At 71.1% G+C, this 16824-nt stretch carries 8 protein-coding genes; 4 read left to right on the top strand and 4 right to left on the bottom strand.

Going from position 1 to position 16824, the window contains the following annotated elements; all coding sequences use genetic code 11:
- Positions 1–124: 124 nt before the first annotated feature.
- The 3 genes from QFZ67_RS09295 to QFZ67_RS09305 all read left to right on the top strand — a co-directional run bounded on the left by QFZ67_RS09295 (position 125) and on the right by QFZ67_RS09305 (position 4018).
- Complete coding sequence (locus QFZ67_RS09295; RefSeq protein WP_307660621.1) at positions 125–898, top strand: TioE family transcriptional regulator; 774 nt, start codon at positions 125–127, stop codon at positions 896–898.
- A gap of 85 nt (positions 899–983) precedes the next feature.
- On the top strand, positions 984–2168 hold the full coding sequence (locus QFZ67_RS09300; RefSeq protein WP_307660622.1) for an erythromycin esterase family protein: 1185 nt from the start codon (positions 984–986) through the stop codon (positions 2166–2168).
- 89 nt (positions 2169–2257) lie between these two features.
- Positions 2258–4018 (top strand): non-ribosomal peptide synthetase, encoded by a 1761-nt coding sequence (locus QFZ67_RS09305; protein ID WP_307660623.1) that lies wholly within the window; start codon positions 2258–2260, stop codon positions 4016–4018.
- A gap of 6 nt (positions 4019–4024) precedes the next feature.
- On the opposite strand, the gene QFZ67_RS09310 is transcribed toward QFZ67_RS09305, so the two are convergent.
- Positions 4025–5212, bottom strand: a complete 1188-nt coding sequence (locus QFZ67_RS09310) for a cytochrome P450 (RefSeq protein ID WP_307660624.1) — start codon at positions 5210–5212, stop codon at positions 4025–4027.
- Positions 5213–5399: 187 nt separating this feature from the next.
- Between QFZ67_RS09310 and QFZ67_RS09315 the strand changes: the two genes are divergently transcribed.
- A complete protein-coding gene (locus QFZ67_RS09315; RefSeq protein WP_307660625.1) occupies positions 5400–6095 on the top strand; it encodes a tryptophan 2,3-dioxygenase family protein in 696 nt (231 codons plus the stop codon).
- A 371-nt stretch (positions 6096–6466) separates the two neighbouring features.
- Here the strand turns inward: QFZ67_RS09315 and QFZ67_RS09320 are convergent, their stop codons facing one another.
- The 3 genes from QFZ67_RS09320 to QFZ67_RS09330 all read right to left on the bottom strand — a co-directional run bounded on the left by QFZ67_RS09320 (position 6467) and on the right by QFZ67_RS09330 (position 16822).
- Positions 6467–6871, bottom strand: a complete 405-nt coding sequence (locus QFZ67_RS09320; protein WP_307660626.1) for a winged helix-turn-helix domain-containing protein — start codon at positions 6869–6871, stop codon at positions 6467–6469.
- Positions 6872–7157: 286 nt separating this feature from the next.
- On the bottom strand, positions 7158–7370 hold the full coding sequence (locus QFZ67_RS09325) for an MbtH family protein (protein WP_069926457.1): 213 nt from the start codon (positions 7368–7370) through the stop codon (positions 7158–7160).
- A 47-nt stretch (positions 7371–7417) separates the two neighbouring features.
- Entirely contained in the window at positions 7418–16822 is a 9405-nt protein-coding gene (locus tag QFZ67_RS09330) for a non-ribosomal peptide synthetase (RefSeq protein WP_307660627.1), read from the bottom strand.
- Positions 16823–16824: the final 2 nt, after the last annotated feature.

Raw genomic sequence — 16824 nt, forward strand, 5'->3', positions numbered from 1 at the left:
TCGTCAGGTGACGTGGTGACGAGTTCCTGAACGTCCCGGTTCATGGGACTCAAGCGTATACCTGCAAAGTCGGTTGAGGCTTTTGGGGGAGCTACGCGGATTCTTTAGGATAAAGTCTCAAACCGTGAAGCACCTGCGTCCGTTCGACCTGGCCCGTGAGCACGGCATCTCCACCCAGGCGGTCCGCAACTACGAGCGGGACGGGTTCATCCCGCTCGCCCAGCGCACCCCGTCCGGCTACCGCACCTACACCGAGACCCACGCGGCGGCCCTGCGCGCCTATCTGGCGCTCGTCCAGGCGTACGGGTACGCCACGGGCGGAGAGATCATGCGGTCGCTCAACACCGGCGACCTCGACGCCGCGCTGACGGCCGTCGACCGCGGCCACGCCCAACTGCTCCGCGACCGAAGCACGCTGGACGCGGTGGGACGGGCGGTGGAGCACCTCACCTCCGCCCCCGGCCTCGCCGAGCACACGTCCGCCGGCAGCGAGCCGCTGAGCATCGGCGAACTCGCGCGCCGTCTGGGGGTGACCGCGGCGACCCTGCGGAACTGGGAAGCGGTGGGCATCCTGACCCCGGCGCGCGAGCCAGTCACCGGCCACCGCTCGTTCGACGCCCCGGACGTACGCGACGCCGAGCTGACCCATCTCCTGCGGCGCGGGGGCTACCCGCTGGAGCACATCCGCACGGTGGTCCGGCAGATCCGCACGGCCGGCGGCACCGAGGCGCTGTCCGCCGCCCTCGACGACTGGCGGCGACGGCTCACAGCACGCGGCGTATCCATGCTCGGCGCGGCGGCCCAGCTCGGCGGGTACGTGGCCCATTTGGGCGTCCCAGCCGGACCGCCGGCCACCACGGAACCGGCTCCCGCGCCGGGGCCCCCGCCGACGGTTTGAGACCTCGCGGCCCGGTGTGTCCGACCGCTGCACCGCGGCATCGCAGTAAGCCTCAACGGGTCTTTCAATGATTCGATTGACAGACATGAGCAAGGACTTTCACGACCTTCCCGTGGCCTCGTGTGCTGTGCTGGCGCTCGGCGAACCCACCCACCGGGAGCCCGCCTTCGGGTGGGTGCGCAACGAGCTGTTCGCCCGACTGGCCGAAATCGGCTTCCGCTCGATCGCCCTGGAGACCGACCGCGTGGCCGCGCTGCGCGTCGACGACTTCGTCAAGGGCGGCGACGGGGATCTCGGCGAGGTGACGCGGGAGGGCTTCTCCCACGACTTCGGGAACCTGGAGACCAACCGGTGCCTCGTCGCCTGGATGCGCGACCACAACACGAGCCGGCCGCCGGAGGAGCGGCTGAGCTTTCACGGCTTCGACGTCCCTACGGAGACGACGAGTGCCCCCAGCCCGCGGCGCTGTCTCGAATTCGCCCGGGAGTATCTGCGGCTCGACCTCGACCTCGCCGGGCTGCTGGGCGCGGACGAGCAGTGGAGCCGTGCGGAGGCGGTGATGGACCCGGCCATGTCGGTCGGCGCCACGCCCGAGGCCGAGCGGCTGTGGTCCCTCGCCGACGACATGCTCACCCTGCTCCACTCCAACGCCGCCGAGCGGATCGCGCAGACCTCGCGCGCGGAGTGGCTCCGGGCCAGGGCACACCTCACCGCCGGCCTCGGTCTGCTGCGCTACCACCGGCAGGCGGCCCAGCGCCTGGAGAACAACGACCGGCTGTCCCGGCTGTTCGCCACCCGGGACGCGCTCATGGCGCAGAACCTCCTCGACATCCGCAGCATCGAGGGCCGCCGGGGCGCGACCCTGGTCTTCGCCCACAATGTGCACCTCCAGCGGACCCCGAGCACCTGGAGCCTGGGAGACCTGTCCGTCAACTGGCCCGGGGCGGGCACCGTCGTGGCACCGCTGCTGGGCGAGCAGTACGTCTTCATCGTCGGCAGCCTGGGGCGCAGCGAGGCCGTCGGGCTGGGCGATCCCGAGCCGGGCACCTACGAGAGCCGCCTACAGGACCGCGTCACCGATTGGGCCATGGCCCCCACCGGCAAGGTCGCCTCCGCCCGGACCCGGACGGACACCACCCCGCAGCAGGGCTACTTCCCGCTCGACCGGGCCACGCTGGACACCGCCGACGCGGTCCTGCACGTCAGCGACGGCGCCGCCGTCAGCCGGGACCTCCTGCGCGTACCCGCCGGTGCTGGGAGCGGGTACTGACAGAGACGGGAAGGATTCGCCGGGCTCCCCGGTCGCCGGAGATTAGATTCGCCGTCGATCAGGGAGCCCCCCGAAGGAGCTGACCGCGCTTGAACACGGTTCCGGCACTGTTCGAGTCAACGGTCGCCAGACGGGGCGGAGAACCCGCCCTCATCGACGGGGAAAGCACCCTCGGTTACGCGGAGCTGAACACCCGGATCAACCGGCTCGCCCGCAGGCTCATCGCGCACGGTGTCGGCCCCGACTCGCTCGTCGCGGTCGCGATGCCGAAGTCAAGCGAACTGATCGTGGCGATCATGGCGGTGCTCAAGGCCGGCGGCGCCTACCTCCCGCTCGATCCGGGCTATCCGGCAGAACGCCTGCGGTTCATGCTGGCCGACTCGCGGCCGGTGCTGCTGCTGCGTTCCTCCTCGGTGGCACCCCTCATCGCGGGTCCGAAGGAACTCGTCCTTGACGACCCGGCGTTCCGCGCCGCGTGCGCGGCTCTGCCGGGGCACGACGTCGCCCAGCATGAGCGCCGTGCCGTACTGCGCCCCGAGCACCTGATGTACGTCATCTACACCTCGGGGTCGACCGGAACGCCCAAGGGCGTCGCCGTGCCGCACAGCGGTGTGCGCGACATGGCCGCCACCCAGGCGGCTGTCCTGCGCGCGGGCCCGGGCGACCGCGTGCTCCAGTGGGCGTCCATCAGTTTCGACGCCGCCTTCTGGGACGTGTCCCTGGCGCTGCTGTCCGGGGCGGCACTCGTGATGGTGCCCGCCGACGACCTGCTGCCGGGCCATCCGCTGTGGAACACCTTGTTCAAGTACGGCATCACGCACGCGGTACTGCCCCCGGTGGCGCTCAGCGAGACCGACGCCGAGGACATTCTGCTCGGCGGGACCGTCATGTCCACGGGAGACAGCTGTACGCCGACGCTGGTGCGCAAGTGGTCGCGGGCACGGCGGATGTTCAACGGTTACGGCCCGACCGAGGTGACCGTCGGGGCGACGATCGGCGGGCCGGTGCGCGACGCCGGTGACGTCGGGATCGGCATGCCGTGGATCGGCAACGAGGTGCACGTGCTCGACGAGAGCCTGCGCCCGGTGCCGCCCGGCACGGAGGGCGAGCTGTACATCGCGGGCAGCGGACTGGCGCGCGGCTATCTCAACCGGTTCGGGGCGACCGCGGTGAAGTTCGTGGCCGACCCGTTCGGGCCGCCCGGCAGCCGGATGTACCGCACGGGCGACCGGGGCCGCAAGGGGCCGGACGGCGAGCTGTTCTTCGCGGGCCGCGCGGACGGCCAGGTGAAGCTGCGCGGTTTCCGCGTCGAACTCGGTGAGATCGAAACCCGGCTCGCCGCCCATCCGGCGGTGGACGTCGCCGTCGCCGTGGTGCGGGGTGAACTGGCCGAGGCGCATGTCGTCGGCTACGTCACCACCACGGCGCCGGTCGAGCCGGATGACCTGCGCGCCCATGTCGCCGAGTCGCTGCCCGCGCACATGGTGCCCGCACGGGTCACGGTGCTGGAGCGGTTCCCCACGCTGGCCAACGGCAAGATCGACCGGGGGGCCCTGCCGCAGCCGGACGCGGGGGCAGAGGGGTTCCCGGACGGCGGCCGAGCGCCGGACGCCGCCGAGGCGGATGGCTGCGCGGCCGTGGTCTGCGCGATCGTGCGGGACATCCTCGGGGTCCCGGAGGCGAGGCTCTCCGACAACTTCTTCCAGCTCGGCGGGCACTCGGTGCAGGCGACCAGGCTGGCCGCCCGGATCCGGGAGCGGTTCGAGGTCGCGCTGTCGATCCGGACCGTGCTGGAGGCGGCGACGATCGGCGAGCTGGCCGCGGCCGTCGAGAGCCGGTTGTCCGGCTGACGGCCGTCAGCGGAAGGCGACCGGCAGGCTGCCGTAGCCGTTCAGGAAGTTGGAGTAGATCGGTGTGGGCTTGCCGCACACCTCGATCTCGTTGACCGACTCGGTGAGCGCGCTCAGCAGTGCGCGCAGTTCCGTCCGGCCGAGGAACGCGCCGACGCAGAAGTGCGGGCCGTGGCCGAAGGAGAGGTGCTTGTTGGGCGAGCGGGCCGGGTCGAACCGGCGCGGCTGGTCGAACACCTCCTCGTCGTTGTTGGCGGAGGTGTTCCACAGCGTCACGATGTCGCCCGCGCGCACCCGCCGGCCGCCTATCTCCATGTCCCGGGTCGCGGTGCGGGCGAAGTGCATGGCTGGCGTGGCCCAGCGCAGTACTTCCTCGACCGCCGTGTCGATCGCGGCCGACCCTTCGCGCAGCGCCCGCCACTGGGCGGGGTGCTCGGCGAACGTCTTCACCGCGCAGATCGCGGACACGCGGGAGGACTCGTCGCCGCCGAGCACGAGGCTGTAGCAGTTGAGAGCGACCTCCTCCAGCGTCAGCGGGCGGTCTCCCAGCTCCGCCGTCGCGATCATGCTGATGACGTCGTCGCCGGGGTCGCCGCGGCGGTGCCGGGCGAGGTCCATGAAGTAACCGATGATCTCGTTCCGGGCCTCCAGGGAGTCCAGCCTGTCGGACTCGGCGTCGTGCGAGGAGAGGGCCAGCTTGTTCCAGCGCAGCAGCTTCTCGCGGTCCGCCTCCGGAATGGAGAGCAAATCACAGATCGTGTTCATCGGAATGTGCTCGGCGACCTCCGCCGCGAAGTCGAACTCGCCCTGCCCGGTGACGGTCTTGATGAGCCCTGACGTCCGTTCCCATATCTTCTGTTCGACCGCGCCGAGGACGCGCGGGGAGAAGGCGCGCAGCATCAGGTTGCGCAGTTCGCGGTGGCGGGGCCGGTCGGTGACCGCGAGCATCTTGCCGCCTGCCGAGTCACCGCCGCTCAGAAGGACGTCCAGCACGGTCCCGCGAGCGGAACTCAGGGATCGTACGTCGGCGTAGCAGGACAGCACGTCGGCGTGGCGGGCGACGACCCAGAAGCCGGGGTCCCCCTGGTGCCAGTACACGGGCCGGGACTTCCGCACGTCGCGCCAGAACTCGTATGCGTCGTGCCGTACGAAGGCGGTCGCGTCGGTCAGGTCCAGCTCGGTCGGGATGGTCATGCCGGAAGCGTGCCAACGGCGGCGCCGACGCCGGGTATTTCTTGCTCAGGTATTTCTACTTGAATGAGAGACGACAGATTGTTGATCAGCTGGTTCGTTTCCGTGTCACGCTCAGGCATATGGGTCGTTGGCCGCGCCGGACTGTCCGGCGCGGCCGGCAGATCACCTTTGACGAGGAGGCGGCGTCTTGAGCAGTCTGACGTATGCGGACTATCTCCGAATGGAGAGTCTGCTTTCGCTCCAGGAGCCGCGGACCCCACACACGGCCGGCCGTGCGGTCGTCCTGGCCGAGCAGTTCTTCATCATCACCCACCAGTCCTGCGAGCTGTGGCTGAAGCAGCTCGGGGCTGATCTGGACGCCGCTGCCGAGGCGCTCCTGCCGCCCTGTGACACGCACGATCTGGAGCTCGGGCTCGAATTCCTGCTGCGGTCCGGCGAGTTGATACGGGTGCTCCAGCAGCAGCTTCTGGTGCTGGAGAAACTGCCACTGCGTTACTTCGCCGAGTTCCGGTCCTACCTGGACACGGCGAGCGGCGCGCAGTCCGCGCAGTTCCGGCGGCTGACCACGCTGCTGGGCAACAGCCACCACCAGGGCAGTCTCTACGAGGTGTTCGCGGCGGCGGTCGAGTACCACGGGCAGACCGTGGACGACGTCTGCCGACGTGGCGTGGAGTCCGGCGTGCTGCACCGCCTCGCGGAAGCGCTGGTGGACCTGGGGAACGGGTACTGGCACTGGAAAGTGGCACACCTGGCACTGGTGTCCAAGATGGTCGGGGAGCAGGGCGGAACCGGCGGGTCGAGCGGTGTCGACTTCCTCGCCCGCCGAGTCACCCGGCCCTTCCCCGAACTTCGCCGGCTGCGCGGGAAGGTGCACCACCCATAGCCTTCGGCCGCCGGCCAGGGCGTGTCCACAGCGCCGAGGCAGTCTGCCCGGCTTTCGCGGGCCGCGGTCAGCGATGTCGGAACGGGCCGCACCCCCGTCGGTTCCGCCTCGTCCTGAACCGCCCCCGGCATCGTGCCGGGGCCGGTTCGCGGGCGGGGCATGTCGTCCTGGGCGTCGGGGTGGACGACGGCCGGCTCCTCGGGGCGGGGTCGCGGGTGCCGCCCGCGCCGACGGTGATCACGTCGGTGCCTTCGCCCACCGCCACGGACTGGGGTGGCGCGATGCGGAACGGGCCACGTGCCGTCCCGTGCGATCACCCCGCGTCATGAGCGTGATCATTGAGGGCTCAAGACCCGCTTTCGCCGCACCGCCTAGCCGGCCTCGGTCTCCAGCGCATAACCGCGCCCCCAGGCCGTGCGGATGACCAGGTCGGTCGGTAAGAGACGGCGGCGAAGCCGCATGATGTGGAGGTCGAGCGAATTCCTCGTCGGCCTCTGCACGCAGTCCGCCAGCCGTTGAGTGAGTTCATGCCGGTACACCACCTCCCCGAAGTGCTCGATGAGCAGTTCCATCAATTCGGTCTGGACATTCGAGATAGTGATCGAGTGCGGTCCGTAGCTGAGCGTTCCGGCGGAGTCGAGGGTTGGTATCTGCCGGTCGTCGAGCCGGTTCTGGAGAGCTTTGACCCGGGCGTCGAGATCCTCCCGGGAGATGGGCGCTCGGACCCAGTCTTCGAACGGATCGTTGCAGACTGGCGGACGGGCACCCGCCTCCACTACGAGGAGACGGGGTACGCCGTCCCTCTTACATCGGTTCCGAAGGTCTATTTGTGCCGGCCATCGGACGAACATGACATCGCTGGTTGTGCACCCCACAGCACACGCCTCCCCGTCGACGCAAAGAGATGGTCACTGTCATCGCCGGCCGACGGCGTTCTTGTGTCGGCCGAGCACGCGTAAAGGGCCTGAGCCGTGGTGGTCTGGTTCGGTCTCCACGGCCTCGACCGCAGAGGCGCCGCGCTTCCTCAGGTCAGCATCCGCGACGGCGCCTCACCGCACGGCCTCAGCCGTTCATCGCCTCCCGGAGACTGCGCGGCCGCATGTCGGTCCAGTGCTCCTCCACGTAGGCGACGCTCTCCGCTCTTGCGGCGGGGCCGAAGACGCTGCGCCACCCGGCGGGCACCTCGGCGAATGCCGGCCAGAGGGAGTGCTGGTCCTCGTCGTTGACCAGCACGTGGAACTGGCCGTTCTCATCGTCGAACGGATTGGTGCTCACCTGTGTCCTCCAGAACTCGTTCCACCAGTTGGGGCTTCGAAACAGGATCAATGCGCTGCCCGCAGATACCGGTTGATGGCGCGGCTGATCTCAGCCGCGTTCCGCGGCCAGTACATCTCGCTGTGAGCGCAGGCGATGTCGATGCGCTGCACACGACCGTCGACGTGCTCCTGCCAGAGCACGTCCAGTTCCTCGTCCAGTTCCCGCTTGTCGTGGGTCTCCGGGTCGAGAAGTGCGTTGAAGAAGACGACGTCACCGCGGTACAGCGGTGAGGTGAACCGCCGCATCTGCTCCATCTGTCCGATGAAGATCGAGGAGGCGGTGGTGACCAGCGACGGGTACTCCTCCATCCCCGCCAGGTGTCCCATGTAGTTGGCGAGGTAGCGGCGGACCATGGCCTCGTCCAGCGCTTCCAGGTCGGCGAAGTGGCTGGAGGGCGCAGCGTCCAGCAGCGCCAGGAGTGCCACCTCATGTCCGCGGCGCTGGAGTTCGGCCGCCATGGCGTGCGCGAGAGTGCCACCGAAGGACCAGCCCAGCAGGTGGTAGGGGCCGCTCGGCTGGACCTGGAGCACCTGCCCGAGATAGTCCTCGACCATCTCCTCGATGGAGCCGGCCGGCGGGGTGGTGCCGTCGAAGCCGCGTGCCTGGATGCCGTACAGCGGCCAGGACGGCTCGACGTGGCGGGCGAATCCCAGGTAGGGCCAGCTCAACCCGCCACCCGGGTGCAGCCACCACAGCGGGGGCCGGTGCCCCTCGGTGCGGATCGGCAGCAGGACGGCGAACGGGTCCTCGAAGTCGGCCTCGGTGTCGGCGGACAGCTGTGCCGCCAGTGCGGCTACGGTCGGGTACTGGAATACCGTGCGGATCGGGACGTCCACACCCAGCTTCTCGTGGATCCGCCAGACGAGGCGCGTCAGCCGCAGGGAGTGGCCGCCACAGGCGAAGAAGTCGTCGTCGATGCCGATCCGGTCCATGCCCAGCACCTCGGCGAAGAGCGCGGCGAGTTCCTCCTCGCGCGGGGTGCGCGGGGCCCGGTGTTCGCCGCCGACCGGGTCCGGCTCGGGAAGCGCGGCACGGTCCACCTTGCCGTTCTCGGTGAGCGGCAGCCGGTCGAGGACGACGATGTCGGCGGGCATCATGAACTCCGGGAGCCGGCCTGCGAGCCGCTCGCGCAGCAGGGAAGGCAGCCGGGAGACGCGGCGGGAGACCGCGGGCACGTTCGCCAGCCGGGCCGAGCTGGCGCCGGCGGGCCGGTAGAGGCCGTCGCAGCAGACGGCGTCGACTTCGGGCATGACGATCGCTTCGAAGCAGTCACCCGCCTGTGCCGACCAGGTGCAGTACACCGCGAGCCCGCGCCGGGCTCCCCATGCCTCCAGGTCGGCGGGGTCGAGGGTGCCGCCCACTTCGGCGGGGGCGCCCCACTCGGCGGCCTCGCCGGCCAGGCGGGTGTTGGGGATACGGGTCAGGCGCAGCCGGCCGCCCTGGCGGGCCAGCGCGGTCTCCAGGTCGGCTAGTTCGCGGACCTCCGCTCCCCAGACCTCCTCAGGCAGGTCACCGAGGTGCAATGGCCTCGCGGGCGCCTTGTGCAGCACGACCTCGTAGCGGTGGCGAGTCAGCTCGTTGTGGTGGGTGCCCTGCTTGAGGCGGATGTCGGCGGCAACGGCGTCCGGCCGGGTCTCGGCCCAGCGGGTGAAGAAGCCCGGGTCGACGACGAGTTCCTTCTCGCCGAGCACCGCGCGCTCGACGGCGGCCTGTACGGCGGCCGGGCCGTCGTCGGGCTGCCGGCAGCGGTGGACCGCGGCGGCGAACGTGCGCAGGGTGCGGTAATTGCGGACGTCGCCGATCACGACACGTCCGCCGGGTGCGAGCCGGTCCATCGCGAGGTCGAGCACCCGGGTGAGGTAGTCGGCGTCCGGGAAGTACTGCAGGACCGAGTTGAGGATCACCGTGTCGAAGTACCCGGTGGGCAGGCCCTCGGCGTCGTCGGCGGGCTGGCAGCGCAGGGTCACCTTGTCCGACAGCACCGGGTCGGCGCCGGTCCGGGCGCGCAGCCGTTCGACGACGGGGGCCGAGAAGTCGGTGCCCCAGTACTCCTCGGCCTCCGGTGCGAGCGGGCCGAGCAGCAGGCCGGAGCCGACACCGATCTCCAGCACCCGGCGCGGGCGCAGAGACCGTACCCGTCGCAGCACGGCCTCGCGCCAGGCCCGCATCTCGGGGAGCGGGATGGGGCGGCTCGTGTAGGAGCTGTTCCAGCCGGTGAAGTCCTCGGACTCGTCGGTGTCGACCTCCGTCCCGCCGTACATGGTGTCGTAGATCTCGCGCCACTCGCCGACCTGTTCGGCGGCGTCGCGGCCCGTGGACACGGAGCCGTCGGGCACCACGTAGGCGACCATGCGGCGTTCACCGAGCCGGTCCTGACGCACGGTGACCACCGCGTTCGCCACGCCGTCCTCTTCGCGCAGGACCGTTTCCAGCTCACCAGGCTCGACGCGGAAGCCGCGCAGCTTGATCTGCTCGTCGCTGCGGCTGATGTACTGAAGGCAGCCGGCGGTGTTCCAGCGCACCAGGTCGCCGGTGCGGTACATCCGCGCCCCGGACTGTCCGGACGGGTCGGGCACGAACCGGGTGGCGGTCAGGCCCGGCCGGCCCGCGTAACCGCGCGCCACGCCGTCGCCGCCGATGTACAGCTCGCCCACCACGCCGGGCGGCACCGGCAGCAGCCGGTCGTCCAGGACGAGGAGCCGGCTGCCGTCCATCGGGCTGCCGATGGGCAGCGGGTCGGTGCACTCCGCCGCAGAGGCCACCCGGTGCCGGGAGGCGAACGTGGTGGTCTCGGTCGGGCCGTAGCCGTTGACCACGGTGACGCCGGGACAGGCGTCGAGCACCGCGCGGACGGCGGTCGGCGAGAGGACGTCGCCGCCCGCCCACACCTCCTGGACGGCGCCGAAGCACTCGGCGTGCTGTTCGGCCATCACGGCGAACAGTCCGGCGGTCAGCCACAGCCCCGTCACCTCCCGCTCGGTGATCACCCGGGCGAGTTCCGCGGTGTCCGGCCGGCCGGCGCGAGCCACCACGGCCGTGCCGCCGCCGAGCAGCGGCACCCACATCTCGTACGTCGACGCGTCGAAGGTGTGCGGCGAGTGGAGGAGGACGCGGTGGTGGGCCCCGGTGCCGAAGCAGCCGTCGAGCGCGAGGTCGACGACGTTCCGGTGGGTCACCTCCACGCCCTTGGGTCGGCCGGTGGAACCCGAGGTGTACATCACGTAGGCGACAGCGTGCTCGCCGACGCCCTCCGTCTCGGGCGGCGAGTCGGGCAGCCCGTCGAGATCCTCCTCGGCGAGGTCCTCGTACACGGTGACGGCCGGGGCGAGGTCCGCGAGCAGGTAGTCGATGCGCTCGGGCGGGTAGGTGGGGTCGACCGGCACGTAGGCGGCGCCGGTCTTGAGGACGCCGAGGACGGCGGCGACCAGCAGCGGCGAGCGTTCCAGCACGAGCGCGACGCGGCTGTCCGGGCGGGCGCCGCGGGCCCGGAAGTGGTGGGCGAGGCGGTTGGCCCAGCGGTCCAGTTCGGCGTAGGTCCAGGCGAGCGTGCCGTCCGCGGAGACCAGCACGGTCGCGTCCGGGGTCGCCGCGGCCGTGGCGGCGAACCGCTCGGGAAGGGTGCCGGCGTCGAACCGGGCGTCCCGGCCTCCGCCGCCCCAGCCGCTGAGCGCGGCGCGCTCGTGCTCGGCCAGGACGCCGACGGATCCGATGGGCGTCTCCGGCGCGGCGACCACCTGGCGCAGGAAGTGCAGCCAGCGGTCGAGCAGCGTGCTGACCGTCCCGGCGTCGAACAGCTCGGTGGCGTACTCCGCGAAGCCCTCGATACGGGCCGGCGCGCCGTCCTCGTCCTGTTCGGTGACGCTGATGAACAGGTCGAAGCGGGAGGTGCCCGGGGAGAACGGCTCCTCGGTCACGGTCAGGCCCGCCAGGTGGAACTCCGGCCGCGCGTTGTTCTGGAGCGCCAGGCACACCTGGAACAGCGGGTGGTGGGCGGGCGAGCGGACCGGGTTGAGCTTCTCGACCTGGTGCTCGAAGGGGATGTCCTGGTGGTCGTAGGCGGCGAGGCTGCTCTCGCGGACCCGGCCGACGAGCTCGGCGAAGGAGGGGTCGCCCGAGGTGTCCGCGCGCAACACCCACGTGTTGACGAAGAAGCCGACCAACCGGTTGAGCGCCTCGTCGGTGCGTCCGGCGATGGGCGAGCCGATCGACACGTCCGTGCCCGCGCCGAGCCTGGTGAGCAGCGCGGCAAGGGCCGCCTGGAGCACCATCGACACCGTGGCACCGGTCTCCCGGGCCAGCCTGCGCACGCCGTCGGTGAGCTGCGGGTCGAGTGCGAGCGGCACCAGGTCGCCGGCGTACGACGCCGCGGCGGGCCGGGGCCGGTCGGCGGGCGGCGAGACGGTCTCGGGCAGGCCGGCCAGCTGGGTGGTCCAGTAGTCCAGCTGCCGCCGGTAGAGGCTGCCCGGGGTGTCGGTGTCGCCCAGCAGTTCCCGCTGCCAGAGGGTGTAGTCGGCGTACTGCACGGGAAGCGGTTCCCACTCGGGCGCCCGGCCTGCGCGGCGGGCCTCGTACGCGGTGGTGAGGTCCTGGGCCAGCGGGAGGGCGGACCAGCCGTCGGCGGCGATGTGGTGTGCGCCGATCAGGAACACCGCCTCGCGCTCGCCGGTCCGCAGCAGCCAGGAGCGGATGGGGATCTCGGCCGCCAGGTCGAACGGGCGGCGCGCCGCCGCCCGCAGGGCGCCGGGCAGCTCGGCCTCGGTGATCTCGCGCTCCTCCCACGGGACCTCGACCAGGGCCGGTTCCAGGATGCGCTGGTACGGCTGTCCGTCCGCCTCACCGAAGACGGTGCGCAGCGATTCGTGCCGCACGACGACGTCGTGCACGGCGCGGCGCAGGGCCGCCGCGTCGAGTTCGCCGCGCATGCGCAGAGCCAGCGTGACGTTGTAGGTCGCCGAGGGTCCCTCGAAGCGGTGTATGAACCACAGCCGCTGCTGGGCGTACGACAGCGGCAGCCGTTCGGGCCGGACCTGGGGACGGAGCGGCGGGCGGACGTTGCTCAGGGTGTTCAGGTGGGCCGCCAGCTCGGCGACGGTGGGCGACTGGAAGACGACCCGGATGGGGATCTCCACACCGTGCTCGGCACGGATACGGCTGACCAGCCGGGTGGCCAGGAGCGAGTGGCCGCCGACGGTGAAGAAGTTGTCGTCCACGCCGACCTGGTCGAGTCCGAGTACCGCGGCGAACAGCGCGCACAGCGACTCCTCCTCCGGGGTGGAGGGAGCCCGGCCGCCGCCGACCACGTAGTCGGGCACGGGCAGGGCGCGCCGGTCGGGCTTGCCGTTGTCGGTCAGCGGCACGGCGGCGATGGGCACGATGGCGGCCGGGACCATGTACTCGGGCAAGGTCTCCCGCAGATGGCCGCGCAGGGCGGGCAGCAGCGCCGTGACGGCGGCGGCGGCCGCGGGGTCGTTCGCCGGGGTGCGTCCGTCGGTGGCCGGCAGGTACGTGCCGGTGAGGGTGGTGCCGGCGGCCGGGCCGTCGCGCAGCACGATCACGTCGAGCAGGTCGACCGCGTCGGCCGACCAGGTCGGCACCGCGTCCCAGCCGTGCCGGGCGGCCCAGGCGCGGATCTCGGCGGGGTCGAGCGGGGGCAGTTCGGGCGGCGCGGAGTCGTCGAGGCCGAGGGCGCGGGCTGCCGCGGCCTCCTCGGTGAGGCGGGCGTTCGGGATTCCGGTGATCCGCACCGCCGGCTCGGACCGGTCACGTAACCGGTCGGCGAGCCGGCCGAGGTCGCCCTCCCAGGTCAGGGTGGGGACGACGTCGAGCCGTCGCGGGGCGTCCGCCGGTGCCGTGCCCGGCTTGTGCAGCACGACCTCGTAGCGGTGCCGGGTCAGCTCGTTGTGGTGGATGCCGTTCTTGGCGCGGATGTCGGCACCGGTCGCCCCGGCCCGGTCTGCCCAGCGCAGGAACCACTCGGGGTCGACCACCAGTTCCTTCTCCAGCAGGACGGCCTGGTCGACCGTGGTGCGCAGTACGGCCGGTGCCGCATCGGGGTGCTTCGTCCGCTGGACGCCCGTCTGGAGCGTGCGCAGGGAGGACGCCCGCCGGATGTCGCCGAGGACGATCCGGCCGCCCGGCGCGAGCAGTTCCCAGGCGCCGTCCAGGACCCGGGCGAGGTAGCGCTCGTCGGGGAAGTACTGCACGACCGAGTTGAGCACCACGGTGTCGAATGTGCCCCGGGGCAGTCCGGTGAGGTCGTCGGCGGCCTGGCGGCGCAGCCGGACCCGGTCGGCCAGGCCGGCCCGGGTCACCTGGTCGCTGAGCCGGTCGATCACGGCCTGGGAGAAGTCGGTGGCCCAGTACTCCTCCACCCGGCCGGCGATGTGCGCGAGCAGGAGTCCGGTGCCGACGCCGAGTTCGAGGACGCGCTCGGGCGACCAGCACAGGACGCGTTCCACGGCGGCGTCGCGCCAGTCCCGCATCTCGTCGAGCGGGATCGGCTCGCCGGTGAAGGAGCTGCTCCAGCCGGTGAAGTCCTCACCGAATCCGTGTCCGTTGTCGTGGGAGTAGGCCTGGTCGTATACCTCCTGCCACTCCCCCACCTGTTCGTCGGCGTCGTCGTCGGGCCGCAGGGCGCCGGTGTCCGGGACGACGTAGGCGACCAGCCGCAGGTCACCGGGCCGGTCCTCGCGGGCGGTGACGATGGCTTGGCGGACGGCCGGGTGCCGGACCAGGGTGTGTTCGATCTCGCCGGGCTCGACGCGGAATCCGCGCAGCTTGACCTGGTTGTCGGCGCGGCCGAGGAAGCAGATGTTGCCGTCCGGGAAGAAACTGGCGCGGTCGCCGGTGCGGTACAGCCTGTCGCCCTCACGCGCGCTGAACGGGTCGCGGACGAAACGTTCCGCGGTCAGCTCGGGCCGGTTGACGTAGCCGACGCAGAGGCAGTCCCCGCCGATGTACAGGTCGCCCTCGACGCCGACGGGGCACGGCTCCATGTTCTCGTCGAGCACGTAGTAGCGGGCGTTGTCGATGGGACGGCCGTACGGAATGCTGCGCCAGGCCGGGTCGATCTCCCGGACCCGGAAGTAGTTGGACCACACCGTCGCCTCGGTGGCACCGCCGAGGCTGACGATCTCCGCGCCGGTGAACACCCGGCGGACCTCGTCGGGCAGCGACAGCGGGGTGTAGTCGCCGGAGAGGAACACCAGGCGCAGGTCGTCGGTGCCCTCGTACCCGCCGTCCTCCGTGAGCAAGGAGGCGACCTGGTTGAGGGTGGTGGGCACCGAGTCCCAGAAGGTGATCGGTTCCGTGAGCAGGACGTCCAGGAGCAGCTGGGGGTCTCGCTGCTGGACGGCGTCCGCGATGTAGACGCCGCCGCCGCAGCCGAGCAGGCCGAAGACGTCGAAGACGGAGAGGTCGAAGCCGAGCGACGTGACGCACAGGGCGACGTCGTCGGGGCCGAACGCGAAAGTGCGGTAGCACCAGTCGAGCAGGTTGTGCACCGGGCGGTGGGTGACCGCGACGCCCTTCGGCTTCCCGGTGCTGCCGGAGGTGAAGATGATGTACGCCGTGTTGTCCGGGCCCGCGGCCGGTTCCGGATCGTGGTCGGGGCCGGGCGACCGGGCGTCGGTGAGCTCGACGAGGCGGACGCCGTCCGGCAGGGCCCAGCGTTCGGTGTCCGGCGTGGACAGCACGAGGGAGCACCCGGCGTCGGCGAGCATGCCGGCCACGCGGTCGGCGGGCAGCGCCGGTTCGAGCGGCAGATAGGCGCCGCCCGCCTTGAGCACGCCCAGGACGGCGGCGATCATGACCGGGCCGCGGGGGACGCCGACGCCGACGACGGTCTCCGGGCCGACGCCGCGTTCCTTGAGGTCCCAGGCGACGCGGTTCGCCCACCGGTTCAGCTCGCCGTACGTCATGGTGCCGCCGGCCCAGCGCAGGGCGGTGGCGTCCGGGCGGCGTGCGGCCTGCTCCTCGAAGAGCAGGTGGACCGGTCCCGGACAGTGGACCGGGCGGGCGGTGTCGTTCCACTCGACGAGGATCTTCCGGCGTTCGGCGGCGTCGAGAGTGCCGCCGGACCGACCGGGCCCGGCCTCGCCCGCTGCGCCGACGGGGGTCCTCGGGTCGGCCACGACCTCCTCGACGACGGCCACGAACCGTGCCGCGATCTCCTCCACCGTGGAGCGGTCGAAGAGGTCGGTGGCGTACTCGATCTCACCGACGACGGAGCCGGTGGACTCGTCCGGCGCCAGGTTGAAGAACAGGTCGAACTTCGCGCTGCCGGTGGGCAGCGGTTCCATCGTCACGGTGAGACCCGGCAGGTCCAAGTGCGGTGGGGTGTTGTTCTGCCACGCCAGCACGACCTGGAACAGGGGGTGATGCGCGGTCGACCGTTCCGGCCGCAACAGCTCTACGAGCCGCTCGAACGGCACGTCCTGATGATCATAGGCGGCAAGCGCCTTCTTCCGTACCTGTTCCAGCACCCACTCGAAAGGCTGGTCCGCGGTCACCTGCACGCGCAGCGTCCAGGTATTGACGAAGAACCCCACGAGTTCATTCAGTGCCTCCTCCGTACGGCCCGCAATCGGCGAGCCGACGGTCACATCCTTGCCTCCTCCCAGCCGATGCAGCAACGTCACCAAGGCGGCCTGGAGCACGATCGACGTCGTGACGCCATGGGTTTGCGCCAACTTTTCGACCCCGGCGCGCAGTTCGGCGGGCAACCCGACCGGAACCGATCCGCCCCGGAAACTCGCCACCTCGGGACGGGGCCGGTCCAGGGGCAGGGGAAGAGGCTTGGACACACCAGCCAGTTCCTCGCGCCAATAGGCGCTCTGCACCGCGACAACGCTGTCCGGATCCTTTTCGTCGCCCAGCATTTCGTGCTGCCACAGCGCGTAGTCCGAGTACTGCACGGGCAGTTCGGACCAGTCCGGTGCCGTGCCGGTCACCCGGGCCCGGTAGGCCGTCGACACGTCACGTGCCAGCGGGGCCAGCGAGCCGCCGTCGCCGGCGATGTGGTGGATCACCAGGACGACCAGGAATTCCTCGTCGCCGCTCTGGAGGACGCAGCCGCGCAGCGGCACGTCCGTCGACAGGTCGATCCAGCTGCCGCTCACCGACGCCACCACGCCGGGTATCCGCTCGGGGGCCACCCGGCCCCAGTCCTGCCAGGGCAGTTCGATCTCGTCAGGGTCGAGAACACGCTGGTACGGCTGGCCGTCGGTCTCCGCGAAGACGGTACGCAGGACCTCGTGGCGGATCATCACGTCACGGAAAGCCGCCCGCAGCGCGACCGTGTCGAGCGGGCCGTGGCAACGCAGGAGCAGCGGGATGTTGTAGGTGGAGGAAGGGCCTTCGAAGCGGTTGATGAACCACATTCGCCGCTGCGCGTACGACAGGGGGGTCATGG

Source organism: Streptomyces sp. V1I1, from assembly GCF_030817355.1.
In the GTDB taxonomy this organism is placed as follows: Bacteria; Actinomycetota; Actinomycetes; order Streptomycetales; family Streptomycetaceae; genus Streptomyces.

Coding starts and splice junctions, on each gene's coding strand:
- QFZ67_RS09300 (WP_307660622.1), top strand. CDS start 984: ATGAGCAAGGACTTTCACGACCTTCCCGTGGCCTCGTGTGCTGTGCTG.
- QFZ67_RS09310 (WP_307660624.1), bottom strand. CDS start 5,212: ATGACCATCCCGACCGAGCTGGACCTGACCGACGCGACCGCCTTCGTA.
- QFZ67_RS09330 (WP_307660627.1), bottom strand. CDS start 16,822: ATGACCCCCCTGTCGTACGCGCAGCGGCGAATGTGGTTCATCAACCGC.